Here is a 1,514-nt window from a genome sequence, read left to right as displayed (position 1 = left end):
GTTGCAAATGTGGAAACAAGGCACGCCGAGGCACCACAAGCCTGAAGAATCCGAAGCCCCAGAAAGACTTCAGCCGATGACGTAAGAGCGAGGCCCATTGACGCCACAACGTAGGCGAGGCCACCTCCCAGTAGAACGGGGCGGCGCCCCAGTCGGTCCGATAGCGGTCCAAACAAGAGCTGACCGGCACCAATCATGACCAAGTACGTTGTCAGCGTAAGCTGAATTGTGCTCGCTGTCGTACCAAGCGCGTTTGGCATAAACGGCACTGCTGGCAAGTACATGTCCATGCCGAGTGATGCCAATAAATCGAACGGTGATAACAACAACACCGTGGCGGCAAGGGAGTACCGCCAACTAAAGTTTTTTGAGCTCACGAAACCATCTCCTTGAACAAAGGATTTGGCGGCGCTCCCGTAGAGCAAAAGGATTCATGAGAACGCCGCAACAACCGAAAAATGAAGGTTGCTGCGGCTTACTTGTCTGCGTTCTTGGAAGTGCTCATCTGCTGACTATCTCATGATTGAATTTGAATCGTAACAACTTTCAAGCAACTCTGCAAGGAGCCTTATTGTGCGCCCAACGCCGGAGTTAAGCCGCCGCGCGTAGCGCGGTCGGCTTGAACGAATTGTTAGACATCATTTACCAACTGACTTGATGATCTCGCCTTTCACAAAGCGAATAAATTCTTCCAAGTGATCTGCGCGTGAGGCCAAGTGATCTTCTTTTTGTCCCAGATAAGCTTGCTTAGCTTCAAGTAAGACGGGCTGATACTGGGCAGGTAGGCGTTTTATTGCCCAGTCGGCAGCGACATCCTTCGGCGCGATTTTGCCGGTTATTGCGCTGTACCAAATGCGGGACAACGTAAGCACTACATTTCGCTCATCGCCGGCCCAGTCGGGCTGCGAGTTCCATAGCTTCAAGGTTTCCCTCAGCGCCTCGAATAGATCCTGTTCAGGAACCGGGTCAAAGAATTCCTCCGCTGCCGGACCTACCAAGGCAACGCTATGTTCTCTTGCTTTTGTAAGCAGGATAGCTAGATCAATGTCGATCATGGCTGGCTCGAAGATACCCGCAAGAATGTCATTGCGCTGCCATTCTCCAAATTGCAGCTCGCGCTTAGCCGGATAACGCCACGGGATGATGTCGTCATGCACGACAAGGGTGACTTCTATAGCGCGGAGCGTCTCGCTCTCGCCAGGGAAAGCCGAAGCCTCCATAAGGTCATTGAGCAATGCTCGCCGCGTCGTTTCATCAAGCTTTACGGCCACAGTAACCAACAAATCAATATCGCTGTATGGCTTCAGGCCGCCATCCACTGCGGAGCCGTACAAATGCACGGCCAGCAACGTTGATTCCAGATGGCGCTCAATGACGCTTAGCACCTCTGATAGTTGGTTCGAAATTTCGATGGTCACCGCTACCCTCATGATGTCTAACTTTGTTTTAGGGCGACTGCCCTGCTGCGTAACATCGTTGCTGCTCCATAACATCAAACATCGACCCACGGCGTA

Annotated in this window: 1 protein-coding gene and 1 pseudogene; both read right to left on the bottom strand. The window is 52.3% G+C overall.

Annotated features, from left to right (window positions below; translation table 11 throughout):
* On the bottom strand, positions 1–377 hold a 377-nt coding region (locus tag RTW80_RS25130), incomplete at its 3' end, for an MFS transporter (RefSeq protein WP_312720771.1).
* A gap of 214 nt (positions 378–591) precedes the next feature.
* Positions 592–1,430 (bottom strand): annotated as a pseudogene (locus RTW80_RS25125) (AadA family aminoglycoside 3''-O-nucleotidyltransferase).
* Positions 1,431–1,514 lie beyond the last annotated feature (84 nt).

This window comes from Escherichia sp. AM3, assembly GCF_032029835.1.
Lineage (GTDB): Bacteria > Pseudomonadota > Gammaproteobacteria > Enterobacterales > Enterobacteriaceae > Escherichia > Escherichia coli.
Note: the sequence above shows the minus strand (reverse complement) of the source record. Positions and strands in the feature narration are given on the sequence as shown.